This window comes from Acidiphilium sp. (genome assembly GCF_049977125.1).
Classification (GTDB): Bacteria; Pseudomonadota; Alphaproteobacteria; order Acetobacterales; family Acetobacteraceae; genus Acidiphilium.
In genome coordinates this window covers 1-5,638 of record NZ_JBMFGY010000163.1, presented here as the reverse complement: position 1 = coordinate 5,638, position 5,638 = coordinate 1, and the positions used below count along the sequence as shown (strand labels likewise).

Here is a 5,638-nt window from a genome sequence, read left to right as displayed (position 1 = left end):
CCGCACCGGCAAGCCGACGGCACTGGCCAGCGCGGTTCGTGCCACCCGCACGTTCAAAACCGCGGTACTGGCGGCAAACGCGGTTTTCTGCATGGCGAGTTCGGCGAGATTGAGCGCCGTGGCCGAGGCGGCGCCGGCGTTGTAGCGTTCCAGCGTTGCCTGATAAATCTCGCCTGCGAGCCGCTCCTGGTCGTTGGCCAGCACCAAGAATTGCCGGGCGGCCCACAGACCGGAAAATGTGCGATAAACATCGCCCCATTCGACCCAGGCGGCACTTGAAATGGCCAGCCGCGCGGCCACCACCTGCTGGCGGGCTGCGGCGGCCCGCGCGTGGGTGCTGAAAAAGTTACGGATCAAAAAAGTAACCGTCGGGCCGATGCTCCACGGGTTTGGAATGAAGTCCGTCGCATTGTAAGCGGTATTCAGACTGAGTTTCGGGTTGGGGATTTCCAAAGCCGTGATCACGCCGGCCTGGGCCGCAAAGTAATTAGTGTTGGCAATCGGCAGGTTCGGCCGTTCATAAAGTGCGACCAACGCCAGCGTCCGCATGTTCCACGCCGGATGCCGCCCCTCGCCCATGGTTGCGAGAAACCGGTCCAGCCGTTCGTTGGTTAGGCTGCGTGCCCGAAGGCTTTGGGCGGTTGTCCCAAGATCGATCCTGGTCACGGGTTTGGTGTCGCACGCCGTCAAAAGACTGAGCAGAGCAAGGGCAGCGAGCCCGGACAACCGGAAGCCATCCTGTTTGAGATGGCCGCCACGGTGCCTTATCGACGGAGGGTCAGCCAGACTTACCTGCCCTGTCATATGGAGTAGCGCGTGAGGAGTTCAGTGTCATCACAATGTAACATCTTTGCTTATCCGGTTGTTACCAGGGAGGTTCAGGAGATCGTGCCCCATGACGTGGTGTAGGAGCGATATCCCGAGCATCATTGGCTGCGTGTTCAGGCTGCCAGTGCTGGCATTCTGATGAGCGCAGTATCGCTAATTGGCGCGATGGTTTCCAGTGTCATGTATCGGGCGCGCTGTGTTGCTCATTCGTCGTTCTGTTCGAGCAGATCGGAAACGTTGTCAATAAATACAGGGAGTTTGCATTCGAATTAGTGAAAACTTCAGCTTAAAAACCTGTCCAAAAAATCGGAGCCTCTGCAATCCGTCCGACTAATGGGTGCCACCCCAAGTCTTTGCGGGTCATTTCGCCTTACATGCTTCGGAATGGCGTGAGAGGGGCCGAGCCGACGGCCTTGCAGTAGATGCGAGCAGGGTTTTCGCCGAAAATCGCGACTTCGCCGTCGTTGCACCCTTTTATCCCGCAGCAATCATATCCGCCGAGACCGGGATCCCGGTGATCAGCCCGACAATCTCATTCATCGTGGTGCGGTGACGGTCGACTACGGCGATACCCCGCCCCTGGCGTAACACGAAAATCCGGTCTGATACTTCGAATACATGTGGCATCGAATGGCTGACCATCAGAACGGCGAAATTCCGCGCCCGTAATTCCAAAATCAGATCGAGAACGCCGCGCGATTCCCTGACACCTAGCGCCGCAGTTGGTTCGTCGAGAATGATCACTTTGCGCCCCCATAAAATTGATCTCGCCACCGCAACACTCTGCCGTTGCCCGCCGGACAGCAGCCCAACCGGCTGATGCACAGATTTGAGATTGACCTTTAGTGAACGGATATGCGCCTCCGCAGCCTCGCGCATTCGTTTGCGGTCGAGAAAGAAGCGCGACAGCATTCCAGTGCCGGTCCATTCGCGGCCGAGGAACAGATTGGCCTCGGCGTCGAGTTCCGGCACTACGGCGAGATCCTGATAGACGGTTTCGATACCGGCGTCGCGTGCATCGTGCGGTGACTCAAATATCACCGGCACGCCATCGAAGCGGATCTGCCCGGCGCTTGGTTGCACCGCGCCCGACATGATTTTGACGAGGGTTGATTTACCCGCCCCGTTGTCACCGACCAGCGATACGATCTCACCGGGCATGATCCCAAAATCCACGCCATCGAGTGCCCGTACGGCACCGTAGTGTTTGCGGATGCCGTGTAAGCTCAGGACCGCATCCGGCATCGTTACGTAGCCATGCACCCGACCGGTGCCTCCCTGAAAGCCCGCGCCGCCCCTGCTGGTGTCGCCGCTTCCTTCCAGATCTTCGCCCAGTGATCGGCATTGGCTTTGGTGACAACCGGCATGTGCTGAGGTACCAGCTTTGGATAACGACAATTCTTGTTGGTCAGCATGTTATGGATAATCGTGACGGTCTGATACCCCCATCCCCAATAGTCCTGACCGACCAGCGCCTGCACATAGCCTTTCTGCACGAGCGGAATTTCAGGCGCTAATACGTCGGAACCGATAATCTTTACCTTGCCGTGATTAGAGATCAGCTTTGGCATCGCAGCGACCTTGCCGAAGAACGCCACCGCCGCCACGTTGACGATCGCCCCGGCGTCCGGATGCGCTGTGAGCAGATTGTTCATAAGTTCCTGACCTTTGGTCAGATCGTCATCGTCAAAATACGGGCCGAGGAACTCAATCCCCTTGTGCTTGCCCATCATCTGCTTCACGCCGGCCAGCCGCGCATTCAGATTTGTTGCCCCAGGACCGCCCGAAACGAGAATCACTTTGCCGCTCGGCTTACCCATAAACTTGAGCGCCTGTTCGCCCATTCGCGCGCCCATTTTGGTGTTATCGACACCGTAATAAACTTCGCGCTTACTACCTGGAACATCCGAATCCCATGTGATGGTGACAATTCCCTTCTCCACGGCCTCGTTGATCGGTGCGATAAGGGGTTGTGGCGCATTGGCATCGATCGCCATGCCATCAACATGGCGGGTGATCAAATTCTGTATGATCTCGGCTTCCTGACTTGCATCCGATGTCGCCGAAGCCGTCCAGATCAAATCAACATCCCCAAGTTCCTTCGCGCGCTGCATCGCACCGTAATGGGCGGTGTAGAATACCGGATTATCGAGTGATTTTGGAACCACAGCGATGCTGTAACGCTTCGCTGCACGGGCAATTGCCGGCATGGCGAGTCCCGCCAATGCGGTGGCCCCAGCTCCCCTGATCAGGGTACGGCGGGTTGGTTGGATGATTTCATGACTGGCCATCGATGTCCTCCTTGATTGTTGTTCAGGTAATCTGCAATCTTTCTAATCGGCGACGCAGGATATCAATCGACGCGGCGACAATGATCACCACTCCAGTGATCAGTTGCTGCCAGTAACCGGCCATGCCGAGCAGAACGATGCCGTCGTTGATCACCCCGAGCAGCGCCGCACCGATGAGCACGCCCGGAATCGTACCACGCCCACCGGCGAGGCTGGTGCCACCGATGATTACTGCGGCGATCACCTTCAGCTCGTAGCCCGTCGCCGCATCCGGCAACGCGGTACCGGCCTTGGCAGTAAGTAGCATCCCGCCAATCGCGGCCAGAACTCCCGAGGCGACATAAAGCTTGATTTTCAGATGATTTACGTTGAGTCCGAGAAGCCGCGCAGCCTGCTCATTGCCGCCCAATCCATAAACATGGCGACCAAACGGCGTTGTCGTCATCAAAACATAGATCACAACCCCGAGCCCGAGCATGATCAGAACTGGGTTGGGAATTCCGAACATATTGCCTGTTCCGAGGGCCGAGAATAGCGTGCCAGAGGCATTGTTCGGTGGCGTTACCGCCATACCCTGCACCACGCCGAAGGTAAGGCCGCGTACTATGCTGAGCGAGCCGAGTGTGGTGATGAAAGGGTTCAATCCGATCCGGGTGATCACCAGACCATTGGCTAGGCCGACACCAACACCTGCGGCCAGCCCGGCCAGAGCTGCCAGCGGCAGTCCCAAGCCCGACGACAGCACCAACGCCGAGATCATCCCTGCGAGACCCATTGTAGAACCAACCGATAGGTCGAGCCCGCCGCCGATCATTACCATTGCCTCGCCGAATCCGGCGATGCAGATCCAGGAAAAATAAACTGCGACAGTACCGATTATGTTGCTGGTGCTGAGAAAATACGGTGAAGCGACACTGAGACAGCCAGAAACTGCCACCAATGCGATCAGGACGCCGGTCCATGGCAGGAGAAGAAAGTCGACCACACGCCGAACGCGCCCTGGCGCAGATATCTCGGGCACGTCTGTGCTTTGCGACGGATCGCTCGAACGAGTCTGAGACGGCTGTTCCCCCATGGCATCTTTCAGACTGATTTTAATCTTTACCAAAGTTTATTGACCCATTGCCTTCCCGGGTCAATCAATAAAACCTTGCTCCACCGAATGTGATCGATCGCTCACTGATCAGCGCGTTGCACGCATAATCTCAATCATTCTCTTTCATTCAGATGAACTGGGGACTTTGCCAGGTTGATAGGACGAGATGTGATTTACGAGGGTCGCGATCGAACAAGCGGCAAGGTTGGCGGCATAATCGGCCCTTATATACCCCGATCAAGTCAGAATCCGGTATTTCGTTGGGTTTATGATACGAAAATTATCGGTGACCGCATCACACCAGGTAGTCCAGTTTTTGGGTACGTCGCTGCGCAGGAAATCCAACATTGCGATGCTGAAATCCTTGAAACTGGCGTAGCATTTATTGTGGGTGGTGTGCCTGTGCATCAGCCCCCACAATCGTTCAATCGGATTGAGATGCGGACAATACGGCGGGATGAAATGAAGTTTGATCCGGCAATCTGTCCGCGCCAGCCAGGTTTGGACCAATTTGGCGTGATGGTATCGGGCGTTGTCGAGGAAGACGTGGATCAAGCGCTTGCCGGGGTACATCGCTTCGATCGCCATCAGCAACATGATCGTGCTCGCGGCATCCACCGTCAGCACATCCTTCATGACCGTCCGGCCGGTTTCAAGGTCGATCGCGCCATGGATATTCAGACGATCCCGCCCGCTACTCTGTTCCACTGCGACCGGTACGTCTTTCGGCGACCAGCAGCCAACCGGACGCACCGCGTGGGTCGGATGGACCGCATCACCAAACAGAACCGCTTCATCATCTGCAAGCTGGTTCAGCAGATTTTCGTACGCCTTGATAAATGCAGCCTGTTTTTCGGGATCGAGCTTGCGCGATATCGCGCGCGGCTTGCGATGCTCCATGCCGAGCCGGTGCAGGAGCGCGATCAGGCCGGAGCGGCTCTGGTATTCAATGCCGAACTCCGCCGCAATCCAGGCGCCAATCGCGCGCGTCGAACGCGGCAGGGTCTCGGTGATCCACGTGATCAGCCTGGCTTGCTGCTCGTCGTCCAAGCGGCAGGCGCTACCTTCGTAGCCAAAGCTGACCAGACCATCGATGCCATCTTCCTCGTACAACAACCGCCAGGTTCGTATCGTATCCTCGTCCAGCAGCAGGACCTTGGCGACCGCCGCGAAATTCATGCCGGTATCCAGCAGCACCAAAGCATTCGCACGGCGTGCCAACCGATGCGCCGCCGACCCATCCCGAGCCAACTCAATCAGGTCGCGTCGCGATTCATCGTCGAGAAAACCTTGCTGCTTCATCACTACACCAGAATCGTTCTCGGGCCGTTTGGCAAGCCTAAAACGGATTCTCGAAGAGTCGGGGTATAAGCAAGAAAGGCAATAGCGCCCGTTTTATATTTGGCCTTGATTACTGCCAAAC

The 5,638-nt window shown here is 57.0% G+C and carries 5 protein-coding genes; all 5 read right to left on the bottom strand.

What is annotated here, in order from left to right:
* Positions 1-726, bottom strand: a 726-nt coding sequence (locus ACP5E6_RS15730) for a TolC family protein (RefSeq protein WP_427955625.1), incomplete at its 3' end; no start/stop codon positions are given.
* 576 nt (positions 727-1,302) lie between these two features.
* Positions 1,303-2,091, bottom strand: a complete 789-nt coding sequence (locus tag ACP5E6_RS15725) for an ATP-binding cassette domain-containing protein (RefSeq protein WP_427955623.1) — start codon at positions 2,089-2,091, stop codon at positions 1,303-1,305.
* On the bottom strand, positions 2,076-3,119 hold the full coding sequence (locus tag ACP5E6_RS15720; RefSeq protein ID WP_427955621.1) for a substrate-binding domain-containing protein: 1,044 nt from the start codon (positions 3,117-3,119) through the stop codon (positions 2,076-2,078). The genes ACP5E6_RS15725 and ACP5E6_RS15720 overlap by 16 nt, the downstream gene beginning before the upstream one ends.
* 22 nt (positions 3,120-3,141) lie before the next feature.
* The gene (locus ACP5E6_RS15715) at positions 3,142-4,194 is read right to left on the bottom strand and encodes an ABC transporter permease (protein WP_427955619.1); all 1,053 of its coding nucleotides are present in this window, start codon (positions 4,192-4,194) and stop codon (positions 3,142-3,144) included.
* A 258-nt stretch (positions 4,195-4,452) separates the two neighbouring features.
* Positions 4,453-5,517: an IS630 family transposase gene (locus ACP5E6_RS15710; protein ID WP_427955616.1), complete on the bottom strand. Its 1,065-nt coding sequence runs from the start codon at positions 5,515-5,517 to the stop codon at positions 4,453-4,455.
* Positions 5,518-5,638: the final 121 nt, after the last annotated feature.